Genomic DNA, 24,937 nt, shown 5'->3' on the forward strand with positions numbered 1-24,937 from the left:
GGGGCGTCTTGGCAGCACGGTGCGAAAAAGTCTGTTATCATCCCGACTCTTTTACCATCAGGACCCGGAGCAATCTCTCAATGTCCCAATACGACTCTATCGAACAGAAGGCCAGCTACGGCATCGGCCGCAACATGGGCGACCAACTGGCTCAACAAGCCTTCGCCGGTCTGGATATCCCGGCCCTGCAACAAGGTCTGGCAGATGCCCTGAACGGTCTGGAGTTCGCGGTCAGCCGTGACGATATCAACGATGCCTTCCAGGTCATCACCGCCCGCATGCAGGAAGAGCAGGAAGCTGCCGCCAAGGCCGCTGCCGCCGAAGGCGAAGCCTTCCTGGCCGACAACGCCAAGCGCGCCGAAGTGAAGACCACCGACTCCGGTCTGCAATATGAAGTCATGGTCGAAGGCAATGGCGCCGTGCCGGTTGCCGGTCAGTCCGTGCGCGTGCACTACCACGGTACCTTCACCCACGGTGGCGTGTTCGACAGCTCCGTTGCGCGCGGCCAACCGGCCGAGTTCCCGGTGACCGGCGTGATCGCCGGTTGGGTGGAAGCGCTGCAGATGATGCCGGTTGGCTCCAAGTGGAAGCTCTACATTCCGCAAGATCTGGCCTACGGTGCCCGTGGTGCCGGCTCCATCCCGCCGTACTCCGCTCTGGTATTCGAAGTGGAGCTGCTGGACATCCTGTGATCCGGCTGGCGTGATGCAAACGGCGACCCTGGGGTCGCCGTTTGTTTTTGGGCCGCCCAAACGGGCCATGTGCCTTCGGCGGGGATTTGGATATAGTCAGAGCGTCGTCCATTCCGGCCAGGTGAGGGAGACACGCCATGGCAGCCATCATCGAGGTCGTCGATCTCGTCAAGCACTTCCCCGGCGTCAAGGCGGTGGACGGGCTAAGCTTTGCCATTCCCGCCGGCAGCTGCTTCGGCCTGCTCGGCCCGAACGGGGCGGGCAAGACCACGACCATAGAATTGCTGGAGGGGATCCTCACCCCGGACAGCGGCCGGATCCTGTTTCACGGCGCCCCGCGCGGCCCGGATTATCGCTCCCGCATCGGCATCCAGTTCCAGCACACGGCGCTGCAGGATTTCCTGACGGTACGCGATACCCTGCGCCTGTTCGCCAGCCTCTACCCCAATCCCTTGCCACGGGAGCTGCTCATCGATCTGTGCGCCTTGGGCGAGTTCATCGACAGGGACAGTCGCAAGCTCTCGGGGGGCCAGCGTCAGCGCCTGCTGCTGGCTCTGGCCCTGCTCGGGGATCCCGAACTGCTGTTTCTGGATGAGCCCACCACAGGACTGGATCCCCAGGCGCGCCACCACTTCTGGCAGCGAATAGAGGCGATCAAGGCCCAGGGCAAGACGGTGGTGCTCACCACCCACTACATGGACGAAGCGCAGCAACTGTGCGATTTGATTGCCATCGTCGATCACGGCCACCTGCTCAGTCTGGATACGCCGGCGGCCTTGCTGGCGCAACACTTCGACGGCGTGCTGGTGCGCCTTGGGGGGCACCCGGCCCTGGCTGGGCTCGGCTATCCCCTGCGTCCGGTAGGCGATCAGGTGGAGCTCTGTTGCCCCGACGTGGCGACCCTGCTGCCAGCCTTGCTGGATCTTGGTGTGCCGCTCACCGGCATGCAGGTGCGCTCCCCCAATCTGGAAGATCTCTTCCTGAACCTGACCGGCCACAGCCTGCGGAGCGGCGCATGAGAGGGATGACCGAGTTCTGTCTGACCGTGGCCTCCGGGCTGTGGTACGCCTTGCCGACATGTAATCCCGGGAGTGGACGATGAAGGGATCCCTCAAGCGCATCGGGGCGCTCTTCTATGCCCGCACCCTCGAGTTCGTACGCGATCGCGCGGCCCTGGTGTGGAACCTGCTTTTCCCGCTCCTGCTGGTCATCGGCTTCTCCCTCATCTTCTCCGGCCCGCCCAAACCGCTGGTGCAGATCGGGGTGGTGGGGGAACTGCCCGCAACCTATGCCCCGCTGCGCGCCGTGCCGCTGCTCAAGATCATCCCCTATGACGAGGCGTCGAGAGGCCAGCTCAAGGTCCGTCACCATCAGCTGGACCTGCTGCTCTCACCCGCCGGGGGGCGTTACTGGATAAACCCGGACGCCCCTCAGGGGGCCATGGCCGAGTATCTGCTGCGCCAGGCGGTGCAGGAGCCCTTGCAAAGAGAGTCCCTGAGCGGGCGCGCCATCCGCTACGGCGACTGGCTGCTGCCCGGGGTGATCGGCATGAACCTGATGTTCTCCGGCCTGTTCGGGGTCGGGTTTGTCATCGTGCGTTATCGCAAGAACGGGGTGCTGAAACGGCTGCGAGCCACGCCGCTCGGCGCGCTGGAGTTTCTCTTCGCCCAGTTGCTGTCACGGGTGCTGATCACCCTGGTGGTGAGCCTGCTGGTCTTCTGCGCGGCCTACTGGCTGCTGGATATGCCCCTCATCGGGTCGGGGTGGCTGCTGCTGATGATCGCTCTGGCGGGAGGAACGGCCATGGCCTCCCTTGGCCTGCTCATCGCCGCTCGCCTGCAGAACGAGGAGCTGGCGAGCGGTTTGCTCAATCTCATCAGCTTGCCCATGATGTTTTTATCCGGTGTCTGGTTCTCGCTGGAAGGCGCGCCCGCCTGGCTGCAGCAGCTTGCGGCCAGGCTGCCCCTCAGCCAGATCATCGAAGCAGCCCGCGCCGTGATGCTGGAAGGGGCGGGATGGCAGGAGGTGGCAGGCCCTCTGGGTCAGGTCATGGTGTTCGCCCTGGTGTGCATCTCGCTGGGAGCCATGCTGTTCAAATGGAGTGCAAAATGAAACCTGTTCTGTGGTTGTTGCTGGTGGCGGCCTTGCCTGTGCAGGCAGGTACCCTGCGTTGCAAGAACGCCTTGCTGACCGAGGGAGACACCACGGCAGAGCTGCTGGTTCGCTGCGGCCAGCCGATGCTCAAGGAAGATCTCACCCGCTTCGAGGAGAACGGCTTCGGGGCGAGAGTGACGGTCAAGTATGCCGAGCGCTGGACCTACAACTTCGGCAAGCGGGAATTCATGCAGTTTGTCACCGTCGAAAACGGCGTCATCACCGACATTGCGGATGGTCCACGGGGAGGATGACCTCCTGGTTTTCTGAAGCCCAGCCTGCGGGAGATGAGGTCGCCATTTCCCCGCCTTTTACCTCTTTTTCTGTTGCTTTTCCCTGCCTGTTATCGCCATTTTTCCATATGGGCTCATGCTGCCTCACTCTGGTGCTTTTGGCATAAAACTGAATCTGATGAGTCAGTTGTCAGCAGAAATGGCTGCCCCAATGCGGTGCAGCCGATTTATTTTCGAAAAATAATCCTCATGCCAAGAAGGGTTTTAAGCAGCAGGCTATTTGGCAAATAAGGGTCTACTTTTGATTCTGAGAGTGCATATTCCCCCGTTTAGATATTTTGTTCTGTTGCACCATGGTTGGGCCGGATTGCACCGATTGACAGGTTTTTCTGCGGCTGGATAAGCTGCCAAAAAGCAGGGAAACGATGGCATCTCGCTAGATTTTGATGCCTGTTCGAATCAAACCACAGGGAAGAGTGACATGAAGCAGATACACAAGGCAGGTATGGTGATGGCGCTGTCGCTGATGGCAGCCAATGCGTGGGCGGACGGTACGCTGGATGCTGTCAAGAAGAAGGGATTCGTGCAGTGCGGGGTCGGTGACGGCCTGCCCGGGTTCTCCAACCCGGATGCCAAGGGAACCTGGACCGGGCTCGACGTGGACGTGTGCCGCGCCGTGGCCGCCGCGGTACTGGGGGACGCCAGCAAGGTCAAGTATGTCTCCCTCACCGCCAAGGAGCGCTTTACTGCCCTGCAGTCCGGGGAAGTGGATCTGCTCTCGCGCAACACCACCTGGACCCTGACCCGGGATGGGTCGCTGGGCCTCACGTTCGCCGGGGTGAACTACTACGACGGGCAGGGGTTCCTGGTCAAGCAGTCCCTCGGGGTCAAGAGCGCCAAGGAGCTTGACGGTGCCGCCGTCTGTATCCAGTCCGGTACCACCACCGAGCTCAACCTGGCCGACTATTTCCGCGCCAATGGCGGCATGAAGTACACTCCAGTGGTGTTCGATACCTCGGATCAAACCGTCAAGGGCTTCGAAGCCGGCCGCTGTGACGTGCTGACCTCGGATCAGTCCCAGCTCTATGCCCTTAAGATCAAGCTCACCAAGCCAGAGGAAGCCGTGGTGCTGCCGGAGGTCATCTCCAAGGAGCCGCTGGGCCCAGCCGTGCGTCAGGGTGACGATCAGTGGTTCAAGGTGGTGCGCTGGAGCCTCAACGCCATGCTCAATGCCGAGGAGGCCGGGGTCACCAGTGCCAACGTGGACGAGATGCTCAAGTCCACCAACCCTGACATCCGTCGTCTGCTGGGGCTGGAAGAGCCCAAAGGGACTGTGCTGGGGCTTGATGACAAATGGGCCTACAACATCGTCAAACAGGTCGGCAACTACGGTGAATCCTTCGATCGCAACGTCGGTGCCGGTTCCCCCCTCAAGATTGATCGCGGCATCAATGCCCTCTGGAACAAGGGCGGTCTGATGTACGCGCCACCCATCCGCTGAGTCGACAGTCACCGGGGGGCCTGGCCCCCCATGTTTTCCCTGGCTTTGTCGGAGTCATCCTCATGGCGTTACACGCATCAAACCATAGGAAAGAACAGGGCCGCTGGTGGTATGACGCCAAGGTGCGGGCGCTGCTCTTCCAGTGCCTGGCCATCGCGGCGGTTATCGGGTTTCTGTTCTACATCGTCAACAATGCCCTGACCAATCTGGCCACCCGTGGTATCACTACAGGCTTTGATTTTCTGGGCAACACGGCCGGTTTCGGCATCTTGCAGAGCCTCATCCCCTACGACGAGACCTATACCTTCGGTCGCACCTTCGTGGTGGGTCTGCTCAACACCCTGCTGGTCTCCGTGCTCGGCATTCTGTTTGCCACCCTGCTCGGGTTCGCACTCGGGGTCGCGCGCCTGTCGCGCAACTGGCTGGTGGCCAAGATAGCGGCCGTCTACATAGAGACGTTTCGCAACATCCCGCTGCTGCTGCAGATCTTCTTCTGGTACTTCTCGGTGCTGCGTACCCTGCCTTCCCCGCGTCAGAGCGTGGATATAGGCGGGCTCGCCTTCCTCAACGTGCGGGGTTTCTATCTGCCCAAGCCCCTGTTCGAAGAGGGATTCGGCTACGTGCTCTGGGCACTGGTGCTCGCGGTGCTGCTGAGCTGGGGGCTGGGCCGCTGGGCTCGCCGCCGTCAGGCCCTGACCGGCAGGATCTTCCCGTTCTGGCGCTGTGTGGCCGCCCAGGTCATGCTGCTCCCGGGCATCACCTTCCTGCTGGCGGGCAGCCCGCTCAGCTGGAGCGTGCCTGCGCTGCAGGGGTTCAACTTCCGGGGCGGGCTGACGGTGCTGCCGGAGCTCGCGGCCCTCTTGCTGGCGCTCACCATCTATACGGCGGCCTTCATCGCCGAGATAGTGCGATCCGGCATCCTGGCCATCAGCAAGGGGCAGACGGAGGCGGCTTCCGCCCTCGGGCTCTCGCCCACCAAGACGCTGCGGCTGGTGATCATTCCCCAGGCCATGCGGGTCATCATTCCTCCCTTGACCAGCCAGTATCTGAACCTCACCAAGAACTCCTCCCTGGCGACCGCCATCGGCTACCCGGATCTGGTCTCGGTGTTCATGGGGACGACTCTCAACCAGACAGGGCAGGCCATCGAGGTCATCGCCATGACCATGGGGGTCTATCTCGTCATCAGTATCACCACCTCGGTGCTGATGAACATCTACAACCGCAGAATGACGCTGGTTGAGCGCTAGGGAGCTGTCATGTTCGTGAATGAATTGCAGGAGGCGCTGCCGCCTCCCAACCACCGTCGGGGGCCGCTCGCCTGGATCAGGCAGAACCTCTTCCCCAACTGGTGGAACGGCCTGCTGACCCTGGTGCTGGCCTATCTGTTGCTGCCACTCATCTGGTCTGCACTGGACTGGGCGCTGTTCTCGGCCACCTGGCAGGGGAGCAGCCGCGAGGCCTGCGTCCAGGGCGGTGCCTGCTGGATCTTCATCGAGAGCCGGCTGGGGCAGTATCTCTATGGCTTCTACCCGGCTGATCAGTACTGGCGCATCAACCTGACCTTCGCCGGTCTGGCGGCGCTGCTGGCCTTGCTCATCTGGCCAAAGACCCCGCGCAAGGGGTGGCTGGCGCTCTTCACCCTGCTGGTGTTCCCTGTCATCGCCTTCTTCCTCATCCATGGGGGAGCGGGGCTGGAGGTGGTGGAAACGAACCGCTGGGGCGGGCTGATGCTCACCCTGGTGCTGGCGGTGGTGGGCATAGTGGTAGCACTGCCGTTCGGCATCCTGCTGGCACTGGGGCGTCGCTCCCACATGCCGGTCATCTCCAGCCTCTGTACCGTCTACATCGAGTTCTGGCGGGCGGTGCCGCTCATTACTGTGCTCTTCATGGCGTCCGTCATGCTGCCACTGTTCATGAGTACCGAGGTGGAGCTCGACAAGCTGCTGCGGGCGCTCATCGGCATCATCCTGTTCCAGGCGGCCTATGTGGCCGAGGTGGTGAGAGGGGGGCTGCAGGCGATCCCCAAGGGGCAATATGAGGCGGGGGATGCCCTGGGGCTCTCCTACTGGAAGGTGATGGGCCTCATCATCATGCCCCAGGCCCTCAAGATCACCATTCCTTCCCTGGTGAACACCTTTATTTCCCTGTTCAAGGACACCAGCCTGGTGCTGATCATCGGGCTGTTCGATCTGCTGGCCATCTCCAAGGTGGCCCTGGCGGATCCGGCCTGGCTGGGGTATTCCACCGAAGCTTATGTCTTTATCGCCATGATCTTCTGGATGTTCTGTTTTGGCATGTCCCGCTACTCCATCTATCTGGAGCGCAAACTCAACACGGGCCACAAGCATTAGGAGTCGTTCTGATATGAAAACGGACGCAGTTGTCGAACTGAAAGAGGTCAACAAGTGGTACGGGGAGTTTCACGTGCTGCGCAACATCAACCTGCAGGTGGGCAGAGGGGAGAAGATCGTCATCTGTGGACCATCGGGGTCGGGCAAGTCCACCATGATCCGCTGCATCAACCGGCTGGAAGAGCACCAGAGCGGAGACATCCTGGTCAAGGGCACGGCCCTGACCTCCGATCTCAAGAACATCGAGACGGTGCGCCGGGAGGTGGGCATGGTGTTCCAGCACTTCAACCTCTTCCCCCATCTGACCGTGCTGGAGAACTGTTGCCTGGCGCCCATCTGGGTCAAGCAGTTGCCGCGCAAGGAGGCCGAGGAGATCGCCATGAACTTCCTGCGCCGGGTGCGGATCCCCGAACAGGCGCTCAAGTACCCGGGGCAGCTCTCCGGTGGCCAGCAGCAGCGGGTCGCCATCGCCCGCAGTCTCTGCATGAATCCCCAGGTGATGCTGTTTGACGAGCCGACGTCTGCGCTGGATCCCGAGATGGTGCGGGAGGTGCTGGATGTGATGGTGGAGCTGGCCCACGAGGGGATGACCATGCTCTGCGTCACCCACGAGATGGGGTTTGCCAAGCAGGTGGCGGACAGGGTGATCTTCATGGACCGGGGGCAAATCATCGAAGAGAACGTGCCGGATCAGTTTTTTGACAACCCCCAGTCCGATCGGACCAAGCTCTTCCTCTCCCAGATCCTGCAGCACTGAGGCAGGGCACAACCTTCAGAAAAACAGCCCGCACGCTCGAATGAGCGGCGGGCAAATGTGTACATGGAAGTCGACGACAGACAGAAAGGAGTATGTCAGCCCGGCAACAGGGTGGTGGTGCGCAGATCGCGCACGGCCAGGTTGATCTGCCGGGCCAGGCTCAGCGCCTGATGACAGCTCAACGGCTTCACATCGATGATCCCCCCTTGAAACTCAAACCGCCCCAGTGCTTCAACCATGAAACTTCCATGATGGAAGCTCTTGATATAGCGAGCAATTCGACGGGGAGACCACTGCTTGAACACCTTCATGGCAAGAGACCCTGTTGTTTGGACAGGGCACACTATGCCGACGGACCGTGACACTGATGTGACACTTAATAAAGATTTGTATGAATCTGTCTTGTGATCGACTGGCGTGCAGCCCCGGCGTTGAAAAAGTAGTGAGAGTCCGGGTCCGGGGCCCGATATACTGCGGCCATTGCAGACATGACAAAGGTGCCGCACGTGGAGTGGGTGGATATAGTAGACGAGCAGGACAGGGTGATCGGGGTGGCCGAGCGCGCCAGGGTGCGTCAGGAAAACCTGCGCCATCGTGCCAGCTACATCCTGGTGCTGGATGAGGCTGAGCGCATCCTGGTGCAGCGGCGCACCCCGAGCAAGGATTTTTGCCCCGGCATGCTGGATGCCTGCGCCGGTGGCGTGGTGACCACGGGGGAGGCCATGGCCCTTTCCGCCCGGCGTGAGCTGGCCGAGGAGCTGGGGATCCGCGACGTGCCCCTACAGGATTACGGCACCTTCTATGCCGAAGGGGAGGCGAGCGGCAGCCGCTACCGGGTCTGGGGCGGCCTGTTCAGTTGTCACTATCAGGGGCCGCTGCAACTGCAGGCCGAAGAGGTGAGCGAGGTGCACTGGATGAGCCTGGGCGAGATAGCCGATCGGGCGGGCGAGTTCACGCCCGACTCCCTGCTCGCCATCGCCACCTGGCAGGCAAGGCGCCTGCCATCAGGCCAGAAATAGGGGCGACAGGCGTTCGCTCCCCGATCGCTTTGTTGCTGCTCGATGGACCCCTTCGCCTTCTGGTGGAATGGGGTAGACTGGGCCTCTTTGAACCACAGAAGGATGCGTCATCATGATCACGGTCGGTCAATCCCTGCCCGCAGGGGAATTTACCTTTATCACCGCCGAGGGCAAGCAGGTGAAGGATACCCAGGCCCTGTTTGCCGACAAGCGGGTGGTACTCTTTGCGGTGCCCGGCGCCTTCACCCCCACCTGCTCCAACGCTCACCTGCCGGGCTATGTGGTCCTGGCCGATGAGTTCAAGGCCAAGGGGGTGGAACTGTGCTGTCTGTCGGTCAACGACGCCTTCGTGATGAAGGCGTGGCAGGAGGCACAGAACGCCTCTGACATCACCATGCTGGCGGACGGCGACGGCAGCTGGACCCGGGCACTGGGTCTGGCCAAGGAGACCGGGGCCTTCGGCGGCGTGCGGGCCCAGCGTTTTGCCCTCATCGCCAACGACGGTGTGGTGGAGCGGCTCTTCGTGGAGGCGCCGGGCAAGTTCGAGGTGTCGGATGCCCAGAGCCTGCTGGCGGCGCTGTGAAAGATTAATCGGTGTTTGATTACACCTTGAAATAGCAAGCGGCCCCGTTACACTGAGGCCGCGTTTGGATGGAGCCAGGCAACTTGCCTGGCTCTCGTGTTTGCCGTGGATGAGATAGAACAATATGACCCTGGCTTTTGTTGCCCTGATTGCCGGACTGGCGTTGCTGGTCTGGAGTGCCGACAAGTTCGTGGACGGCGCCGCCGCCACCGCCCGTTACGCCGGTATGCCGCCGCTGCTGATCGGCATGGTGATCATCGGTTTTGGTACCTCGGCTCCCGAGATGGTGGTCTCCGCGCTGGCGGCCTCCCAGGGCAATCCCGGGCTCGCGCTCGGCAATGCCTATGGCTCCAACATCACCAATATTGCCCTGATCCTGGGTCTGACCGCCCTGATCAGCCCCATTGCCGTCGCCTCCCAGGTGGTGCGCAAGGAGATCCCCATCCTGCTCGGCATCACCCTGCTCTCCGGCGCCCTGCTCATCGATGGCAATCTGGGCCGGATGGATGCCGCCATTCTGGGGGCCGTATTCGCAGTGCTGATGGGCTGGTCCATCTGGGCCGGCATGAACGGCAAGGGGGATGCGCTGGATACGGATACCGAGGAGGACATCGTCTCCGAGGGGATGTCTCTCAAGAGCGCCATCCTCTGGCTCATCGTCGGCCTGGTGCTGCTGATCGGGGCTTCCCGTCTGCTGGTGTGGGGGGCGGTGACCATCGCCCAGGGTTTTGGCATCAGCGATCTGGTGATTGGCCTGACCATAGTCGCGGTGGGGACCTCCCTGCCGGAGCTGGCATCGTCCCTCATCGCCATTCGCAAGAACGAGCACGATCTGGCCCTTGGCAACGTGCTGGGTTCCAACCTGTTCAACACCCTGGCCGTGGTGGGCATCGCCGCTGGCATCCACCCGCTCGAGGTGGCGCCCGAAGTGCTTTCCCGCGACTGGAGCATCATGATGGGGCTGACCCTGTTGCTGCTGGTGATGTGTCTGGGCCGCAAGGGGCAGGGGCGCATCAACCGGCTGGAGGGGGGCGTGCTGCTCGCCTGCTTCGTCGCCTACACAGGCTGGCTGCTGACGAGCCAGTTCATCTAGTCTGACGATGAAATGAAAGAGGGGACGCCGCGGCGTCCCCTCTTTTTTGTGCGCGGGTCCTGGTCTCAGGCCACGGCAACCAGCTTCTGCTTCTGGGCGCTGTCAAGGATCAGGATGCTCGCCTTGGGGAAGAAGTTGAAGGTGGAGGCGGAGGCCCAGGTGTAGGCCCCCATCACCCGACCCACCACCAGCTCGCCGATCTCGAGATCCGGCAGCATGATGCTGTCGCGGATGACGTCCACGCTGTCGCAGGTGGGGCCGGAGAGCACCGCATTGTGCAGTTCGCCGTGGGCATAGGGCGTGCTCACCGGGTAGGTGACGTGGTCGTAGAGCTGGCCGTTGTAGCTGCCGTAGAGACCGTCATCCAGGTAGTACCAGATCTTGTCGCCGCGGTGGGCCTTGCCCATCACGCTGGAGACCGAGGTCATGGCCGGCGCGCTGATGAAGCGGCCCGGCTCGGCAATCTTCTGCACCGTGGCGGGCAGCTTGGCCAGGGCCTCGCGGATCGGGGCGCAGAAACCGTCGATGTCGAACTCGCCGCCGTCATAGTCCACCGGGAAGCCGCCGCCGATGTCCAGCACCCAGGGCTTGAGCCCGAGCTCCCAGGCCTGCTCCATGATCTCGCGGCAGGCGTCGATGGCCTGCACGTGGCGACGGGCGTGGGGCACCTGGGAGCCGACGTGGAACGACAGCCCCATCACCTTGATCCCTTTGGCCTGGGCCAGTTGCAGCAACGGCAGTGCCTGCTCCGGGGTGCAGCCGAACTTCTTGGAAAGATCGACCTTGGTCTCGGGGTTCGGGAAGCTGACCCGCAGCAGCAGTTTCACTTCATCCTTGTAGGGCAGGAACTTTTCCAGCTCCAGCGGGTTGTCATAGACAAACACGGTGCAGCCGAATTCCAGGGCATAACGGATGTCGCTGTCACGCTTGATGGGATGGGTATGGATGCAGCGTCCCGGGCGAACCCCTTGGCTGCGCACCAGATCCACTTCGCCATTGGTGGCCAGATCGAAACAGGCCCCCTCTTCCTTCAAGACAGAGACCACCGCCTCGTGGGGCAGGGGCTTGAGTGCATAATGCAAGCGCACATCGGGCAGGGCGGCCGCCAGGGCCCGATACTGTTTGCGGACGGCTGCCTTGTCGAGCAGCAGCAGGGGGGAGCCGAATTGTTCAACCAACTGACGGTAATCTTGTGCGACCAGGGTCTCGTTCATTCTCTTTTGATAGTCCTTAGGGGGCGTGATATGCCCAAGCCATATGCGATTGAACCGGCGACGGCCGGCTCAGGCGAGCGGTCCGGAGGGACCCACCAGGCACATTGCATAACTCCCTTGCAAAGTGCTTAGTTATGCGCGGGATTATCGGCTTATTGAGTTTGTGTGCAAGCATTTTGATTGGATATGTCGGCAAGTTTTTCTGGTCGAGACGAAACAGGCTCTTGATACGGGGAGCGATCAGGGCCGTGATGGGGAGCACCTCCGAAGGGAGCTTGATAAGCTGTTGATAGTTAACGAACTAATAACATCAGGCCTGGGGGTTGAGGCCAGGTAAAAAGGGGGCGCCGGGGCCAGGGAGTGCGAGACAGCTCACATTTTTTGGATTACCATGCCCGCTTCCTAATCCAAACTAGTTCGGATGAAGGTAGCAGGAGAGCGATGGGCAACCATCCACCGAAGAAGTGAATCTTTCAGGTACCGGGCAACCGGTGTGGACTGCTACTGGACGATACTCTGGAGAGACCCGTTGAATCGGGCGCCGAAGGAGCAAGGCACCGTGATTGCATCGCAATCTGGCGCCGGAAACTCTCAGGCAAAAGGACAGAGGGGATGGGATGGTTGTACCTGAGCTTGGAACTGTTCACGATCTGTAGCGAGAGGTCGTCAGCAAGGCAAAGAGCAGCGCAGGAACCGGAGTGTATGTAAATACATGAGGCTTTCGAGCAGCGCATGAGCCTTGATCACGGCCTCGCAGCAAGAGTGTGAACACGTTCTTTGCCTGCATCCGATCGCCTTTGGGGATCGCGACACCTATGGGAAGATCATCCTTCTCCTCCTTAATCGTGGTTTTTTAAGGAGGATGCATGTCATCATTTCAATCGGCGCTCGCCGCCATCGATAGCTTTATCTGGGGTCCCCCCCTGCTGATCCTGCTGGTCGGGACCGGTATCTATCTCACCTGGCGATTGGGTCTGCTTCAGATCGTGCGTTTGCCGCTGGCCCTCAAGCTGGTCTTTGGCCGCGATCAGGGGCAGGGCAAGCAAGGGGATGTCTCCAGCTTTGGTGCCCTGTGCACCGCCCTCTCCGCCACCATCGGCACCGGCAACATCGTCGGGGTCGCCACCGCCATCAAGCTCGGCGGCCCGGGCGCCCTGTTCTGGATGTGGATGGCCGCCCTGTTCGGCATGGCCACCAAGTACGCCGAGTGCCTGCTGGCGGTGAAATATCGCCAGCAGGACGCCAACGGCCAGATGGCGGGTGGCCCCATGTACTATCTGGAGAAGGGGCTCGGCTCCAGGCCGCTCGCCAAGCTGTTTGCCCTGTTCGGCATCGGCGTCGCCTTCTTCGGCATCGGTACCTTCCCCCAGGTCAACGCCATCAGTGATGCCATGAGCCTCTCCTTCTCGGTGCCCCGTGAAGTGACCGCCGTGGTGCTGACCCTGATCGTGGCGCTGGTGACCCTGGGGGGTATCCAGTCCATCTCCAGTGTGTCGAGCAAGGTGGTGCCCTTCATGGCCATCTTCTACATCGTCGCCTGTGCCGGGGTGCTGGTGAACAATGCAGGCGCCCTGCCCGATGCGGTCATGCTGGTGATCGGGAGCGCCTTCACCGGCCATGCGGCCACCGGCGGTTTCGTCGGCGCCGGCATTATGCTGGCGATCCAGTCCGGGGTGGCGCGCGGGGTCTTCTCCAACGAGTCGGGCCTGGGTTCGGCCCCCATCGCGGCGGCGGCGGCCAAGACCGATTCCTGCGTGGAGCAGGGGCTGGTCTCCATGACCGGCACCTTCATCGACACCATCATCATCTGCACCATGACCGGCCTGACGCTGGTGGTGACCGGGGTGTGGAGCGGCGATGCAAGCGGTGCGGCCATGACCAGTCTGGCCTTTGCCCAGGGGCTGGATGCCCATGTGGGCCAGTATCTGGTGAGCATCGGCCTCCTGTTCTTCGCCTTTACCACCATCCTTGGCTGGAACTACTACGGCGAGCGCTGCACCGAGTACCTGTTCGGGGTGAAGGCGATCAAACCCTACCGCCTCATCTATCTGGTGCTGGTGGCGAGCGGTACCTTCCTCCATCTGGACCTGATCTGGCTCTTGGCCGACATCGTCAACGGCCTGATGGCGGTGCCCAACCTCATCGGCCTCATCGGCCTACGCCACGTGGTGATCGCCGAGACCCGTGCCTACTTCAGCCGGGACCGGGATACGGAGTCCGAGTCCGAGCCGCAGACGGCCTGATGAGAAGCGGGCCTGCGGGAAGTCCTGTCACCGGGCTCCTGTCCATGGTGTCAACCGGGATCCGGGCTGGGATGGCAAAACCCGGGGCTTGATCCCGGCTCCTCTGACAATATCTGTGCGAAATACGCAAAAGCCACGACGCTCATCGTGGCTTTTTTGCATTTTACGCAATGAATGGCGGCGCTTGTTGCCCCCAGGGGGTCAGGGGGAGGGAATATCTCCGGTGAGCCGCTGCGCCAGCGCTTCGCTCACCCGTCTCACCAGGGCCGCCTCATCCCCCTGCCAGCCAATGGCGTGGGCCAGGGTGGTGGAGGTGCCTGGAGCAAAGCGCAGATCGCCCCCGGCCAGTTCGTAGAAGCGGCTCGCCATCCGGGTGCCCTCGTCCACATCCCCCGCCACCAGCAGCATGGCCTGGGCCAGCACGGCGCCGTCGTGCTCCCGGCCCGGCGCCAGCCAGCGCTGGGCGGTGCCGGTCACCTTGCGCCCTCCGATCACCAGGTTGTACTGGCCGTCGCAAAACGAGCCGGGCACGAAGTCGTAGCTGCCCGCAAGACCGTGTTCCTCCAGCAGGGCGAGCAGGGGCGCCCCCAGCAGCCGGTAGTAGTGGGCCAGATCCGTGGTGATGCGGGGCAGCATGAGGGAGAGGTTGAGGATGCCGGCGCCGTGGGGCACGGCGGTGCCGCCGCTGTCGCGCACGAACACCGGCCAGCCCTCGGCGGCAAGCTGCTCGCAGGCGGCCTGGTAGCGGGGCAAACGGGTATCCTTGCGGGTGACGATGAGGCATTGGGGGCCCTGCCAGAGGAGGGCCCTGGGCTCGCCGTCACCGGCGCACTCCCGCAGCCAGCGCTGCTCCTCGGCCAGGATCTGGTCGGGTGTCTGGTGGGCGGGCGGCGGGGGCAGCAGCGTATAAGGCATGAAAGGCATCCTTTGGCAGAGGCTGCCAAGCACAGTACGCGCGGGGGCAAACAAGGTAAAGCCCCGCATGGCGGGGCTTTGGTGCAAGGATGGCGGAGTGTCAGGCCTGTGCGGCGGCGCGCCTGGGCAGCAGCAGATTGAGCAGGATGGCGGTGAGGCCGCCGGTGGCGACGCCGTAGGAGAGCACGCTCCTGGCCAGCTCCGGCAGGTGTTGCAGCACCTCGGGCACCTGGGCCACTCCGAGACCCATGGCGAGCGACACCGCCAGGATCATCAGGGCGCGGCGGTCGAGCTCCTCCCGGGAGATGATGCGCACCCCGGCGGCGGCGATGGTGCCGAACATGACGATGGTGGCGCCGCCGAGCACGGGTTCAGGTATTTGTTGCACCAGGCTCGCCACCGCCGGGAACAGGCCGAGCAGGGCCAGCATGGCGGCGATGAAGAGGCCGACGTGGCGGCTGGCCACCCCGGTCAGCTGGATGACGCCGTTGTTCTGGGCGAAGGTGGACATGGGGAAGGTGGAGAAGACCGCCGCCAGCATGGAGTTGGCGCCGTCGGCCAGCACGCCCCCCTTGATCCGCGCCATGTAGACCGGCCCTTCCAGCGGCTCGCCGGAGATGTCGGAGGTGGCGGTCATGTCGCCGATGGCTTCCAGCGCCGTCACCACGAAGATGATGGCGAGCGGCACGAACAGCTGCCAGTCAAAGCCGAGCCCGTAGTGCAGCGGAACAGGCACCATCATCAGGGGGCCGTCGAAGGTGGGAGCAGCCACCTTGCCCAGCAGCAGTGCCACCGCATAGCCCGCCAGCATGGCGATCATGATGGCGGAGAGGCGCAGCCAGGGGTTGCGACTGCGCTGCATCAACACGATGAGGCCGAGCACCAGCAGGGAGAGAAAGAGGTTGGTGTGGCTGGCGAAGCTGCCGTCCGCCAGGGCGCCGTAGCCGCCCCCCATGCTGATGAGCCCTACCTTGATGAGGGTCAGGCCGATGAGCAATACCACGATGCCGGTCACCAGCGGGGTGATGATCCGTTTGACCAGGTGCAGGAAGCGGCTCATGACGACGATGGTGAGGGCCGCTGCCAGCATGGTGCCGAACAGGGTGCCCAGCAGATCGTCGGTGGGCATGGCCGCCTGCTTGAGGGCGAGGCCGGAGGCGATGATGGGGCCGAGGAAGTTGAAGCTGGTGCCCTGTACCGAGAGCAGGCCGGAACCGAGGGGGCCGAAACGGCGGGTCTGGATGAAGGAGGCGATGCCGGACATGACCAGGGACATGGAGACGATGTAGCGGGTGTCATCGGCAGGGAGGCCGAGGGCGTTGGCGATGATGAGGGGCGGGGTGATGATGGCGACAAACATGGCGAGCATATGCTGCAGGGCGGCGAACAGGGTCTGGGGCAGGGGGGGGACATCCTCGATGCCGTAGACCAGTTCGCTGTGGGCTCGCCTGGGGGGATGGGCCTCTCGGATGGCGCTTGGGGCGGCAGCCTGTTCCATAAATACCTCGAATGTGTGGGGGGAGGGGAGAAAATTGGGCGCTATTTTAGTGATTGGTATCGCGCTTTCCAGCGCTAATTGAGCGCAAACTCGTTTATTTCTCGATGGGTTGAAACGTTTTCCTGTGGCGATTAAGATCCGCCGGTTTGTGTGAGACCGATCCCTCACAAAGGGGATGGAGGCTGATGCATCAGGATGGGGACGGTGTAGAATGAGCCCTCGGTTCGAAGATGGAGACTCTGGATGCTGAAGCTGTCGGAGTTCTGGAGTGCCCGCGCCCACTCCGAAGATTTTACCCTGACCCGGATGGGCTTCATGACGGTGCGGCTGCGGCTGCTCACCTGTCTGCTGATGGCGGGGCTCCCGAGCTGGGCCCTGGTGGACTGGCTGACCCTGCCAGCCATCCAGTTCGAGGCGCTGTTCCAGGTCAGGATCTTCTGCCTGCTGGCCCTCTCGCCCCTCATCCCCCTCTCCTATCTCATCCACTTCAAGCGCGAGCGCATGAAGCTGGCGCTGGGCTACCTGATGGCGGTGATGATGCTCTTCTCCCTCATCTGCCTGCACAGCTTCGGCGCGGATCAGGAGATGCAGGCGGGCTACATGGCCTTCCCCTATCTGCTCATCAGCCTGTTCGCCATCTTCCCCATTCCCCTCTCCCTCAGCCTGCAACTGGCGGGGGGGATCCTGGCCACCATGCTGGCGGGCAACTGGTTGCTGGTGGGCCAGCCTCTTTGGAGCGTGCAGACCCTCAACCAGGTCTGGCTGCTGGGGCTCTTTGCCATCGCCAGCGCCTGGGTGCAGTGCGGCCAGCTCAACATGCTGCTGCAACTCTATCGGGAATCCACCACGGACGAGCTGACCGGCATGATGAACCGCCGCCTGCTGATGAAGCAGCTCGAGAAGGCGAGGGCCGCCATGATCCGCAAACAGGCTCCCTTCGCGGTGCTGCTGCTGGATCTGGACCGCTTCAAGCGCATCAACGACACCTTCGGCCATCTGGCGGGGGATGCGGTGCTCAAGGAGGTGGCGGCCACCCTGTCGGAGCAGCTGGAGCCCGGCATGGTGCTCGGGCGTTACGGCGGGGAGGAGTTTGCCATCCTGTTGCCCGGTTGCACGGATCTGGCACAGGCCAAGCGGGTGGCGGAGCGGCTGCGGGTCGCGGTGGAGGCGCGGTTGGTGAAAAGCCCCACCTCCGACGAGCTGCTGGAGGTGACGGTGAGCATCGGTCTGACCCTGGCCCAGCGTGGCGAGGGGGTGGAGGAGCTGCTCAACCGGGCGGACGAGTGCCTCTACATGGCCAAGATGGCGGGTCGCAACTGCGTGGTGGCCGAGGCAGGGAAAGCCGCGGGCGATACAGGGCGCACAAAAACGGATGCCGCCTGAGGGCGGCATCCGGTGATGACGGGGCTGGCGTCAGGCCAGGGTGTATTTGCCGGAGAGCTGCTGGGCCAGCAGCTTGAACATGTTGAACACCGCCATGGTCTTGCCGGTCGGGGTGCCGTCCTCAGCCAGGAAGAACTCCCCCTTGAACACCAGAATGTCCCCCTTCTGCTCCACCGAGTCGGCGCGCATGCCGTGGATGAAGTCCTCGTGTTCACGAATGATCTTGTTGGCCATCTCCAGCAGGGCAGTCTCGGTGATCCGCTCTTTTTGTGGTTGCATGCTCGTCTCCTTAAACGACTACTGGGCAGGGGCACAAGGGTCGGCATGGCCGGCGCACCCCGCCTCTGATTGAAGAGGGGGCCAGCATACTGCAAAGCGGGATTTTCTGTCATTGATATGACCCCGCATTTTCCCGCTTTGCGCTCTTCCCTTATCCCAGCACCAGATTGCGCAGCCAGCGCCGCTGGCGAATGCGGCGCTGCACCAGCAGCACCTTGGAGAGCTCTTCCAGCAGGACCACCGCCACCACCCAGGAGAGGGGCCAGCCCAGCAGGCTGACCGCCACCCAGGCCAGCGGCAGGCCGATGCACCACATGCCGACGATGTCGATGAAGATGCTGTAGTTGACGTCCCCCCCCGAGCGCAGCACCCCGACGATCCCCACCATGTTGAACACCTTGAGCAGCATGCCGAGGCACATGATGGCGAGCACCTGGCCGGCCTCAGTCATCAGCTCGCCCGGCAGGTTGCCGACCCATTGCAGCAGGCTGCCCTGCATCAGCCAGACGGCGGTCCCCACCAGCAGGGCGCCGACGGGGGCCAGCAGCAGGAAGAGCTGGGAGTGCTGCCAGGCCTCGTCATACTCCTCTGCCCCGAGCCGGTGACCGAGCAGGGTGGAGCAGGCCACCGCCAGCCCGAAGAAGAGGGAGATGAGGATGCTCTCCAGCGTGCCGAGGGTGGTCATGATGGCCAGGGCGTCGGTGCCGAGGTGCGCGTAGAGGAAGCCGTAGAGTAGCATGCCGAAGGCCCAGAGCCCGTCGTGCAGCAACAGCGGCAGGGCGATCAGGGTGAAGCGCACCACCTCCTTGCGCCTGAAGGCGGCGAGCCAGTCTTGCTTGCGCGGGATGAGACGGGGCTCGGCACGCCACACATAGGCAAGCAGCAGCGCGGTCTGCAGCAGGCGCGAAAGGGTGGTGCCCCAGGCGGAACCGGCTACTCCCATGGCCTCGGCGCCGAAATGGCCGAAGATGAGGGCATAGTTGAGGATGACGTTGGCGATGATGGCGATGATGCCGATGCGGGTCGGCGCCGCGGCATTGCCCACCGAGCGCAGGGCCGACTCCAGGGGCACCACCACGGCGGTGCAGAGGATGGTGGCGCCGGTGATCATCAGGAACTCGTCGGCCAGCTCGCGCAGCGCGGGCTCCTGGCTGGCAAACCCGAGCACGCTGCCCGGTGAGAGCACATAGACGAGGGCAAAGGGCAGGCTCACCGCCAGGGCGCCCACCAGGGCCAGGGCCAGGGAGCGGCGTACCCCGGCCATCTCGCCACGGCCGAAATATTGTGCCGCCAACACCGAGACCCCGCCCGAGAGCCCCGCTATCACCAGCAGATTGAAGAAGAAGACCCGGTTGCCCAAGCCGACCGCCGCCACAGCCGTGGTGCCGAGCTGGCTCACCATCATGATGTCGATGAGGCCGAGCAGGGAGAACATCATGGATTGCAGCGAAACCGGCAGGGCCAGTCGCCACAGTCGCGTCATGAACTCGCGATCGGTGGTTTGTTTTAAAATCGCTTGCCAATAATTCATTTATGTTAACCGGGTTGGTAAAAATCAGGGTTTGTCGTGGGTATGATAGGGGTGATATCGGGAGGCTTCACTGTGAGCCTCTCTCGGCTTTCTTGTGCAAAACTATCCTGTTGAGGTGCTATGCCATTTATCAGCGAGTGTCTGGAAATTGCCCCGGCCTGCGAAGAGCGGATGCTGGGACGCGAAGGGCTGCCCCTGCTTGGGGAGGCTGGCGTCTTCCTGACCGGCCTCTCGACGATACGGGAGCACTACCTTATCCGCCGCAACCGACCGGAGTTTCACATCCTGATGGTGAGCCATGACGAGGGGGGCGCCCTGCTCACCGATGGCGGGGAGCAGCCCATCCCGGCGGGAGCCCTGGTCTTTCTCCCGGCCGCCGTGCCGGGGGGCCTCAGGCTGGTGGGGGAAGCCTGGCATACCAGCTGGATCCTGCTGGACGACGTGCCGCGCTGGCAGCATCTGCACCGGCTTGGCCATCGCATCTGGCAGGGGGAGGAGGGGGAGCAGCTCTACCATCTGCTCAGCCTGATGCAGGGGGAGGGAATACGTTCGCCACTCCAGCCCCAGCTGCTGAGCCTGCTGCTGGCGCTCTTGGAGCGGACCCTGCAGGGGGAGGTGCGCGGCACGCCGGAGTTGCGGCTACAGGCGCTGTTTCGGCGGGTGGAGGCGCGTCTGGACGAGCCCTGGAGCGTGGCCCTGCTGGCCGACCAGATGGCCTGCTCGGTGCCCCATCTGCACCGGCTCTGCCAGCAGGTGTTCGGCATGGGCCCCATGGCCTGGCTCACCGGACTTCGCATGAACAAGGCGCGCCAGTTGCTGCTCTACACCAACTGGCCGCTGGCCGAGCTGGCGGCCCGGGTCGGATACAGCGACGGCGCCAACTTTGCCAACCGTTTTCGACGTCTGACGGGTCAGACTCCGGGGGCCTTTCGTCGACTGGGTCGCAAACCTTTCGCAAGGGAGGTGCAAACCCTTTGAAATTGTTGGCTCAAGCCCATAGGATCGACGGGCCACACAGTCAAGGTACAGATCCATGTTTGAAGATAATAATCAGAAACGTCCCCTCTACATTCCCTACGCAGGTCCAGCCCTGCTGGAGACGCCGTTGCTCAACAAGGGCAGCGCCTTCACCAGCGAAGAACGCAGCAGCTTCAACCTGGAAGGTCTGCTGCCCCAGAACATCGAAACCATCGAAGAGCAGGCAGAGCGTGCCTATCGCCAGTTCATGGCGTTTGGCAACGACATGGACAAGCACATCTATTTGCGCAACATCCAGGATACCAACGAAACGCTCTTCTACCGCCTGCTGAACAATCACCTCACCGAAATGCTGCCGGTCATCTACACCCCGACGGTCGGCAAGGCGTGCGAGGAGTTCTCCAACATCTATCGTCGTGCCCGCGGCCTCTTCATCTCCTATCCGGACAAGGACAGGATCGATGACATGCTGCAAAACGCCACCAAGCAGAACGTCAAGGTGATCGTGGTCACCGATGGCGAACGCATCCTGGGCCTCGGGGATCAGGGCATCGGCGGCATGGGCATTCCCATCGGCAAGCTCTCCCTCTACACCGCCTGTGGCGGCATCTCCCCGGCCTACTGCCTGCCGGTGGTGCTGGACGTGGGCACCAACAACCAGCAGTTGCTGAACGACCCCTTCTACATGGGGTGGCGCCATCCGCGCATCTCCGGCGAAGAGTACGACGAGTTCGTCGATGCCTTCATCCAGGCGGTCAAGCGCCGCTGGCCGGATATCCTGCTGCAGTTCGAGGATTTCGCCCAGGGCAATGCCACCCCGCTGCTCAACCGCTACAAGGATGAGCTGTGCTGCTTCAACGATGACATTCAGGGGACCGCCGCGGTGACCCTGGGCAGCCTCATCGCCGCCTGCAAGGCCTCCGGTGCCAAGCTCTCCGAGAAGCGGGTCGCCTTCCTCGGGGCGGGCAGTGCCGGGTGCGGCATCGCCGAGCAGATCGTGGCGCAGATGAAGGCCGAAGGGCTGACCGACGCCGAGGCGCGGGGCCGGGTCTTCATGGTGGATCGATTCGGTCTCATCACCGACAAGATCCCCAACCAGCTCGACTTCCAGCGCAAGCTCTCCCAGCCGGTCGAACGGATCAAGGAGTGGCCGGTGGGGGACAACATCTCCCTGCTGGAGGTGATGGAGCACGGTCGCCCGGACATCCTGATCGGGGTCTCCGGCCAGCCGGGCCTCTTCACCGAAGAGGTGGTCAAGACCATGCACAAGCACTGTGCCCGTCCCATCATCTTCCCGCTCTCCAACCCCACTTCCCGGGTGGAAGCCACCCCGGCGGATCTCATTCGCTGGACCGACGGCCAGGTGCTGGTCGCCACCGGCAGCCCGTTCGCACCGGTGGAGTACAAGGGCAAGCGCTACGTCATCGCCCAGTGCAACAACTCCTTCATCTTCCCGGGTATCGGCCTTGGGGTGATCGCCTCCGGTGCCAACCGGGTGACCGATGCCATGCTGATGTCGGCCAGCCGTGCCCTGGCGGATTGTTCACCCCTGGTGAAGGGGGAAGAGGGCTCCTTGCTGCCGGATCTGGCGGACATCCATCAGGTCTCCCGCTACATCGCCAAGATGGTGGCCAAGACCGCCATGTTGCAGGGCAAGGCGGTGCAGACCCCCGATGATGTGATCGATCAGGCCATCGAGGCGAACTTCTGGCGCCCCGAGTACCGCCGCTATCGTCGTACTTCCTTCTGATCCCAAGGGGACAGACATGCAGAAGGGATGCCTCGGCATCCCTTTTTTGTGCACGGCTGTGAAGGAAGAGGAGGTTATTGTGCCGGTTGCTCGGCGGGGGCGGGCTCGGCGGGATTGCTGACACCGGTGACCCGGATTTCGACCCGGCGATCCGGGGCCAGGCAGTCGATGAGGGCAGCCCTGGCCTTGATGGCATCACACTGGGTGCCGGTGACCGGGTTGCTCTCGCCGTTGCCCTGAATGCTCACCTTGTCTGCGGGCAGCCCCTTGCCAATCAGGAAGTTGGCGACCGTGCTTGCACGGGCCTCCGACAGTGCCTGGTTGTTGGCATCCGAGCCGATGCGGTCGGTGTAGCCCATCACCATGGCGTTGCCATCCTTGGGTTTGACGTCGACGATCTGCTGGTAGAGGGCGTCGAGTGCCTGCATCCCCTCCGGTTTGAGCTCCGCCTTGCCAAAGGCAAACAGCACATCCGAACTCAGGTTGAAGGTCTGATCCACCGGCTCGGGAGCCGGGGGCGGCGGTGCCACGACCAGAGGCGCGGCCACCGGCACTGCGGCGACGGTGCGATTGGGGTGAAGCACCAGCTCGATGGTGGCGGTACTGATGTCGCTGACCCAGCGTTTGGTACCGCTGCCCACCTTGTCGTTGTCAGGATCGTCCCCGACTCGCACCATGTAGCGGTAGCGGGTCTGGATGTCTACCCAGTCGCTCAGTCTGGCGGTCAGTCCCAGACCCGCCAGGGGAGCCAGATTGTCATCTCCCCCGTTGACGGAGTCGACGTGATAGAGATAACCGCCCCCTTCGGCAAAGACAGAGAAGATGTCCCCCAGCGGCAAACGGCCAATGACCGACAGGGTGGCCCCTTTGCTGTTGAAGTCCTGGCCGGCAATATCCCAGTCACCGGTGGAGAGGTAGCCGAGCTCTGCCCCCAGATTCTCGTTGTAGTTGTAGCCGACAAAGGCGTTGATGGCGGTTGCGTCCTTGCCGACGTCCTGGCTGAAATCATCGATGTCATGGGCAAAGGCCCAGCCACCCCCAGCCCCCACATACCAGTCGTGAACAGGTGCCGCCTGGGCGGCACTCGTCGCCAATGCCAATGCAATCCACACAGGTTTCAGTCTTATGTTCATCGCGTATCCTCGTCGATGTTGGGTGTTATAGGGCTCCCAGCCCTTTGCTATGTATAGCCAACATTATGTATAGGCGATGTGAGCGCTTTAACCATTTAAGTGACGCATCTGTATGGAGAATCGGTGGGGCAGGCAGGTGGGCTGCCCGCGCTGTCGGTGCCGTCCGGGCATTAAAAAAGGGGCCTGAATGGCCCCTTTTTGCAACAGGTGGTCAACCTCTTATTGCTGCACTTCCTGTACGCCGGTGACGCGCACTTCGACGCGGCGATCCGGTGCCAGGCATGCGATCAGCTGAGCCTTGGCCTTGATGCCGTCACACTGGGTACCGGTGACCGGGTTGGCTTCACCACGACCTTCGATGGATACCTTGCCAGCCGGCAGACCCTTGCCAACCAGGAAGTCGGCCACGGTGCGGGCACGGGCTTCAGACAGCTTCAGGTTGTAGGCATCGGAGCCGATGCGGTCGGTGTAACCCACCACCACGGCGCTGCCATCTTTCGGCTGGACGTCGACGATCTGCTGATACAGGGTGTTGAGCGCAGCAGCCCCTTCCGGCTTCAGGGTGGATTTGCCGAAGGCAAACAGCACGTCCGAGCTCAGGGAGAAGTTCTTGTCGACCATTACGGGCTCGGGAACCGGCTCGGGAGCCGGTGCCGGGGCCGGTGCCACATAGGTGGTGCGGTTCGGGTGCATCACCAGTTCCAGGGTGGCGACGCTCATGTCGGTTTTCCAGGTTTTCTGATCGTCACCCAGATCCCACATGTAGCGGTAGCGGGCCTGCAGGTCGATAAGGTCGGAGAGCTTGGCAGTCAGACCCAGACCCGCCAGCGGCGAGGTGCCGTTGTCGCTCTGGCCATTGCCGTTGACGTGGTTGAAGTAGGCTCCCCCTTCGGCGAAGACGGAGAAGATGTCATTCATGGGCAGGCGTGCGATACCGGACAGGGTGGCACCCTGGGTCTTGAAGTCGACGCCATCGACGCCGGCCTTGCCGGCATAGAGATAGCCGAGCTCGGCGGCAAAGTTCTCGGTGAAGTTGTAACCGCCGAACAGGGAGAGCGCGGTGGCGTCCTTGTCAGCATCCTGGCCGAAGGTATCCAGGTCGTGGCCATAGGCCCAACCTGCACCCATACCCGTGTACCAGTCGTCGGCCGCCTGAGCGGTGGTGGTTCCCATGGCTGCAATGGCCAGAGCAATCAGGGTTGGTGCCATTTTCATTTTCATCGTTTTATCCTCGTTGAGTTGCCGTGCTATGGGCGTACTGCGCACTCTTTGTTATACCGGTCGCAGATGACACTTCATGTGCGACACCGTGAGCGGATCACGGACGGCTTGAATAAAAAATGGATGGAAACCTGGATTCTCATGAAGCTGTTTCTCCATGGACAACTAACCGGGCACTGAGCACTTTTAATAGTTCATCCAATGTCTTACAAGCGTTGCTACTGTATTCTTTTGAATCAGCGTGATCAAGTTTCTGCACAGATATGCAGCGCCGACACCGGTGTCGCGGGGCCGCAATAGGGGAGCAAAGGGGAGAAAAGGGGAGAAAAGGTGAGACAGAGAGTGTCGCTGTGGGGAGGAGAGAGACAGCAAAAGGGGATGCCGTGGCATCCCCTTTTTTACGTTA

23 protein-coding genes and 1 riboswitch are annotated in these 24,937 nt (G+C 62.5%); of the genes, 15 read left to right on the forward strand and 8 right to left on the reverse strand.

The features are described from left to right. Positions 1 to 80 precede the first annotated feature (80 nt). From ACB037_RS05055 to ACB037_RS05090, 8 genes are all read left to right on the forward strand, one after another. A complete protein-coding gene (locus ACB037_RS05055) occupies positions 81 to 692 on the forward strand; it encodes an FKBP-type peptidyl-prolyl cis-trans isomerase (protein WP_010673478.1) in 612 nt (203 codons plus the stop codon). A gap of 137 nt (positions 693 to 829) precedes the next feature. Further along, complete coding sequence (locus ACB037_RS05060; protein ID WP_045523520.1) at positions 830 to 1,711, forward strand: ABC transporter ATP-binding protein; 882 nt, start codon at positions 830 to 832, stop codon at positions 1,709 to 1,711. Positions 1,712 to 1,790: 79 nt separating this feature from the next. Next, a complete protein-coding gene (locus ACB037_RS05065) occupies positions 1,791 to 2,804 on the forward strand; it encodes an ABC transporter permease (protein WP_371174979.1) in 1,014 nt (337 codons plus the stop codon). Continuing rightward, the gene (locus ACB037_RS05070; RefSeq protein ID WP_029313965.1) at positions 2,789 to 3,100 is read left to right on the forward strand and encodes a DUF2845 domain-containing protein; all 312 of its coding nucleotides are present in this window, start codon (positions 2,789 to 2,791) and stop codon (positions 3,098 to 3,100) included. Before ACB037_RS05065 ends, ACB037_RS05070 begins: the two co-directional genes overlap by 16 nt. Positions 3,101 to 3,560: 460 nt before the next feature. After that, positions 3,561 to 4,580 carry an amino acid ABC transporter substrate-binding protein gene (locus tag ACB037_RS05075; protein WP_010673482.1) on the forward strand — a complete coding sequence of 340 codons (1,020 nt, stop codon included), beginning with the start codon at positions 3,561 to 3,563 and terminating at the stop codon, positions 4,578 to 4,580. Positions 4,581 to 4,642: 62 nt separating this feature from the next. Then, positions 4,643 to 5,830, forward strand: a complete 1,188-nt coding sequence (locus ACB037_RS05080) for an amino acid ABC transporter permease (RefSeq protein WP_371174980.1) — start codon at positions 4,643 to 4,645, stop codon at positions 5,828 to 5,830. 9 nt (positions 5,831 to 5,839) lie between these two features. Continuing rightward, entirely contained in the window at positions 5,840 to 6,934 is a 1,095-nt protein-coding gene (locus ACB037_RS05085; RefSeq protein ID WP_010673484.1) for an amino acid ABC transporter permease, read from the forward strand. A gap of 13 nt (positions 6,935 to 6,947) precedes the next feature. Further along, on the forward strand, positions 6,948 to 7,691 hold the full coding sequence (locus tag ACB037_RS05090; RefSeq protein ID WP_010673485.1) for an amino acid ABC transporter ATP-binding protein: 744 nt from the start codon (positions 6,948 to 6,950) through the stop codon (positions 7,689 to 7,691). 95 nt (positions 7,692 to 7,786) lie between these two features. Here the strand turns inward: ACB037_RS05090 and ACB037_RS05095 are convergent, their stop codons facing one another. After that, a complete protein-coding gene (locus ACB037_RS05095; protein ID WP_010673486.1) occupies positions 7,787 to 8,002 on the reverse strand; it encodes a DUF1107 family protein in 216 nt (71 codons plus the stop codon). 177 nt (positions 8,003 to 8,179) lie between these two features. Here ACB037_RS05095 and yfcD point away from each other — a divergent pair, with 177 nt between their 5' ends. The 3 genes from yfcD (at position 8,180) to ACB037_RS05110 (ending at position 10,386) form a co-directional block, all read left to right on the forward strand. After that, complete coding sequence (gene yfcD / locus ACB037_RS05100) at positions 8,180 to 8,710, forward strand: NUDIX hydrolase YfcD (RefSeq protein WP_080769921.1); 531 nt, start codon at positions 8,180 to 8,182, stop codon at positions 8,708 to 8,710. 112 nt (positions 8,711 to 8,822) lie between these two features. After that, positions 8,823 to 9,293 (forward strand): peroxiredoxin, encoded by a 471-nt coding sequence (locus ACB037_RS05105; RefSeq protein WP_069651707.1) that lies wholly within the window; start codon positions 8,823 to 8,825, stop codon positions 9,291 to 9,293. A gap of 124 nt (positions 9,294 to 9,417) precedes the next feature. Then, positions 9,418 to 10,386 (forward strand): calcium/sodium antiporter, encoded by a 969-nt coding sequence (locus tag ACB037_RS05110; RefSeq protein WP_010673489.1) that lies wholly within the window; start codon positions 9,418 to 9,420, stop codon positions 10,384 to 10,386. 65 nt (positions 10,387 to 10,451) lie between these two features. On the opposite strand, the gene ACB037_RS05115 is transcribed toward ACB037_RS05110, so the two are convergent. Next, entirely contained in the window at positions 10,452 to 11,600 is a 1,149-nt protein-coding gene (locus tag ACB037_RS05115; protein WP_010673490.1) for a type III PLP-dependent enzyme, read from the reverse strand. Between the two features lie 506 nt (positions 11,601 to 12,106). Further along, positions 12,107 to 12,217: riboswitch (glycine riboswitch) on the forward strand. Between the two features lie 249 nt (positions 12,218 to 12,466). On the opposite strand from ACB037_RS05115, the gene ACB037_RS05120 reads away from it, so the two are divergent. After that, positions 12,467 to 13,843 (forward strand): alanine/glycine:cation symporter family protein, encoded by a 1,377-nt coding sequence (locus ACB037_RS05120; RefSeq protein ID WP_371174981.1) that lies wholly within the window; start codon positions 12,467 to 12,469, stop codon positions 13,841 to 13,843. A 201-nt stretch (positions 13,844 to 14,044) separates the two neighbouring features. Here ACB037_RS05120 and ACB037_RS05125 read toward each other — a convergent pair whose 3' ends face one another. Together ACB037_RS05125 and ACB037_RS05130 are read right to left on the reverse strand one after the other, a co-directional pair. Beyond that, the gene (locus ACB037_RS05125; RefSeq protein ID WP_371174982.1) at positions 14,045 to 14,758 is read right to left on the reverse strand and encodes a protein ligase; all 714 of its coding nucleotides are present in this window, start codon (positions 14,756 to 14,758) and stop codon (positions 14,045 to 14,047) included. A gap of 100 nt (positions 14,759 to 14,858) precedes the next feature. Beyond that, the gene (locus ACB037_RS05130) at positions 14,859 to 16,256 is read right to left on the reverse strand and encodes a nucleobase:cation symporter-2 family protein (protein ID WP_180906983.1); all 1,398 of its coding nucleotides are present in this window, start codon (positions 16,254 to 16,256) and stop codon (positions 14,859 to 14,861) included. 243 nt (positions 16,257 to 16,499) lie between these two features. Between ACB037_RS05130 and ACB037_RS05135 the strand changes: the two genes are divergently transcribed. Then, on the forward strand, positions 16,500 to 17,639 hold the full coding sequence (locus ACB037_RS05135) for a diguanylate cyclase (protein ID WP_219596010.1): 1,140 nt from the start codon (positions 16,500 to 16,502) through the stop codon (positions 17,637 to 17,639). Between the two features lie 30 nt (positions 17,640 to 17,669). On the opposite strand, the gene ACB037_RS05140 is transcribed toward ACB037_RS05135, so the two are convergent. Continuing rightward, on the reverse strand, positions 17,670 to 17,918 hold the full coding sequence (locus tag ACB037_RS05140; protein WP_010673495.1) for a YciN family protein: 249 nt from the start codon (positions 17,916 to 17,918) through the stop codon (positions 17,670 to 17,672). 151 nt (positions 17,919 to 18,069) lie between these two features. Continuing rightward, the gene (locus ACB037_RS05145) at positions 18,070 to 19,449 is read right to left on the reverse strand and encodes an MATE family efflux transporter (protein ID WP_041213343.1); all 1,380 of its coding nucleotides are present in this window, start codon (positions 19,447 to 19,449) and stop codon (positions 18,070 to 18,072) included. A gap of 120 nt (positions 19,450 to 19,569) precedes the next feature. On the opposite strand from ACB037_RS05145, the gene ACB037_RS05150 reads away from it, so the two are divergent. Beyond that, positions 19,570 to 20,427 (forward strand): AraC family transcriptional regulator, encoded by an 858-nt coding sequence (locus ACB037_RS05150; protein ID WP_041213342.1) that lies wholly within the window; start codon positions 19,570 to 19,572, stop codon positions 20,425 to 20,427. A gap of 55 nt (positions 20,428 to 20,482) precedes the next feature. Continuing rightward, positions 20,483 to 22,177 carry an NAD-dependent malic enzyme gene (locus tag ACB037_RS05155; protein ID WP_039039301.1) on the forward strand — a complete coding sequence of 565 codons (1,695 nt, stop codon included), beginning with the start codon at positions 20,483 to 20,485 and terminating at the stop codon, positions 22,175 to 22,177. Between the two features lie 74 nt (positions 22,178 to 22,251). On the opposite strand, the gene ACB037_RS05160 is transcribed toward ACB037_RS05155, so the two are convergent. Further along, positions 22,252 to 23,310, reverse strand: coding sequence for an OmpA family protein (locus ACB037_RS05160; RefSeq protein ID WP_048208140.1), 1,059 nt, complete (start codon positions 23,308 to 23,310; stop codon positions 22,252 to 22,254). Positions 23,311 to 23,529: 219 nt separating this feature from the next. Then, on the reverse strand, positions 23,530 to 24,531 hold the full coding sequence (gene ompA / locus ACB037_RS05165; protein ID WP_039039303.1) for a porin OmpA: 1,002 nt from the start codon (positions 24,529 to 24,531) through the stop codon (positions 23,530 to 23,532). Between the last annotated feature and the right edge of the window lie 406 nt (positions 24,532 to 24,937).

Origin of the sequence: Aeromonas sp. S19(2024) (assembly GCF_041402625.1) — a bacterium.
In the GTDB taxonomy this organism is placed as follows: domain Bacteria; phylum Pseudomonadota; class Gammaproteobacteria; order Enterobacterales; family Aeromonadaceae; genus Aeromonas; species Aeromonas caviae.